Below are 2,399 nucleotides of genomic sequence, written 5' to 3'. Positions count from 1 at the left end.
GACCACCACAACCTCCACAACGACCACCACAACCTCCACAGCGACGAACAGCATCTTCAATATAGTAATATGGATATTGGTTTTGTTGGTCCCAATACACGATATTTCCAGGCTGGTAATCATTAAGGCTTAATGTTTGTAGTTCTTGTTGAAACTTATTCATTTTCATGACCTCCGTTTATAAATTTCAACCTTTTCAATGCTTTCCTATATTTCTGTTCGTTAAATCTAAGTAGAAATAGCGCTATAAACTAAGTTCAATACGTACACCTACAAAATATGACCTATCACTAGATGATGCACCTTGTTCATACACTTATTTTTAAGTTATTTTTTCCATTGGCTCATTTTTATAAATTGAAAAAAGACGCACTTAGATCGATGCGTCTTTTTGCGATACTTCTTTTATGAAATCATATACATAAATATTATTCATACCTGTGAATAGCAATACCTCTACTCATTATCCAATTACATCTTTTATGTCTGTATTCACTGGCCACTTTTCTAGAGTATAAGCCATTTCCCAAAATGAATATTCATATTGACTGCTAATAATAAAATGCTGTTTCATTCGCTTACGGTCTGACTCAGTTACTTTTTCAGCGATAGTATCTAACCGTGTAATTTGCTCTTCAACTAATGTACGGAACCAATCAGATCCATAAGCAGAGATCCATTCGTTATAAATTGGCTCTTCTGGCTGACACTCTTTTAAACGTTCACCAATTTCATAATACAACCAATAGCAAGGTAAAATGGCTGCAATGATATCACCTAAATGTCCTTCATACGCAGCACGATACATATGTGACGTGTATGCATATGCAGTTGGAGCAGGGGTAAAATTCTCTTTTTCTTCTTGTGTTATCCCTAGTTTCTTCGCAAAATTCTCATGTAAAGATAATTCCGCCTCATATGTATTTTGAGCATGGTGTGCCATACGAGCAGTCGTTTCTAATTCCTGTGCTTTTGCAGCTCCTAACGTTTGTACTCTAGCAAAATGACTCAAATAATATGAATCTTGAAGCACATAATAGCGAAAACTAGCTAAATCTAACGTTCCTTCACCAAGTTTTTTTATAAAAGGGTGATGAAAACTAGCTTCCCAAATTGAATCTACTTCTTTACGTAATGATTGTGAAAAAGTCATATAAATCCCTCCAAGTAATTTATTTAATATAAGTATTTATCCACAGCAATTAACGCTTTATAATAAAAAAACTTTCTTTACAGGCGTAAAGAAAGTGAAATTGACAGTATTTATACATGAAATAGCAATGTCTTTCCCACTTCCCTACGCTGGCATTAACCAGATCAGGTACTAAGAGTCTCAAATTCCAATTTGATCTCAGCCTATAATAGGCCCCCCTAGTGGATAAATATTTTATTTTCGTATTGTATTTATCATAACATACTTCTTGTTACTGTCAAAAGTATTCATGATACCATTGCTTAAAACCCTTCTTCTTTTCTTACTCTCAATGAAGTTTCAATAATCATATCTAATAGTTTACTATAATCAATTCCCTCTGCTTCTGCACTTTTTGGTAGTAAACTTGCTTGTGTCATCCCTGGTAATGTATTAACCTCCATTACATATGGAATACCGTCCTTCATCATCATATCAACCCTTGCATAAACACTACATTTTAATGCTTTATAGCACGCCAGTGACGCTTTGTTTACTCGTTCCTTAAGTTCAGCTGGAAGTTCGATAACTTCTTCAATAGTACCTGCATCATCATATTTCGCATTGTAATCAAAGAACTCAGCCGCATGTCGAATTGAAATGATAGGTAACTGTTTTCCATCAAAAATTGAACATGTAATCTCATCACCTTTAATATACTTCTCTATTACTACTTCAGAATCCCATTCGAACACAGTTTCCAGCATCGAGATTAATTCATCTTTATCATAGACAATTTTCACCCCAACACTTGAGCCACCAGAGTTTGGTTTTACCACTAATGGAAACCCTAAATTATCTAATTCATCAAGACTCAGATCCTCCATTTTTGTAAGTTCAATCCAATCTGGTGTTTCTATTCCTTCATAACGTAAAATCTTTTTTGAAATGTTTTTGTCCATACATATACCGCTAGATAACATATTGCTCCCGCTATAAGGAATGCCTAAACTTTCAAGCGTTCCTTGAACTGTCCCATCTTCTCCGTATTTTCCATGTAATGCGAGCAGCGCAAAATCAATGTCTTTCGCTTTTTCGATTAAATCCATTTTTTCATTTAACGTAATTGGTACTATTTCATATTTATTTTTATCTAAATGTGCAATCATTTCATTTCCAGTCATAATTGATACTTGTTTTTCAGAGGATACTCCTCCCATAATAACGCCAACTCTCATTTCCTCAACTCCAAATTTCATTTTTTATT

General features: G+C 34.3%; 3 protein-coding genes and 1 riboswitch. All 3 genes read right to left on the bottom strand.

From position 1 onward, the window contains the following. A partial coding sequence (locus KI369_RS24120; RefSeq protein ID WP_212957736.1) for a heterocycloanthracin/sonorensin family bacteriocin occupies window positions 1–169 on the bottom strand: 169 nt, incomplete at its 3' end. Window positions 170–463: 294 nt separating this feature from the next. Next, the gene (gene tenA, locus KI369_RS24115; RefSeq protein WP_212957734.1) at window positions 464–1,153 is read right to left on the bottom strand and encodes a thiaminase II; all 690 of its coding nucleotides are present in this window, start codon (window positions 1,151–1,153) and stop codon (window positions 464–466) included. 124 nt (window positions 1,154–1,277) lie between these two features. Beyond that, window positions 1,278–1,383, bottom strand: a riboswitch (TPP riboswitch). 72 nt (window positions 1,384–1,455) lie between these two features. After that, window positions 1,456–2,370 carry a D-alanine--D-alanine ligase gene (gene ddlB, locus KI369_RS24110; RefSeq protein WP_212957732.1) on the bottom strand — a complete coding sequence of 305 codons (915 nt, stop codon included), beginning with the start codon at window positions 2,368–2,370 and terminating at the stop codon, window positions 1,456–1,458. Window positions 2,371–2,399: the final 29 nt, after the last annotated feature.

The sequence above is a fragment of the Bacillus sanguinis genome, from assembly GCF_018332475.1.
Lineage (GTDB): Bacteria > Bacillota > Bacilli > Bacillales > Bacillaceae_G > Bacillus_A > Bacillus_A sanguinis.
This window is presented reverse-complemented; position numbering and strand designations above follow the sequence as displayed.

Bases quoted from the DNA above. Each gene is read 5' to 3' on its own strand.
- tenA (WP_212957734.1), bottom strand. From the start codon at position 1,153: ATGACTTTTTCACAATCATTACGTAAAGAAGTAGATTCAATTTGGGAA.
- ddlB (WP_212957732.1), bottom strand. From the start codon at position 2,370: ATGAGAGTTGGCGTTATTATGGGAGGAGTATCCTCTGAAAAACAAGTA.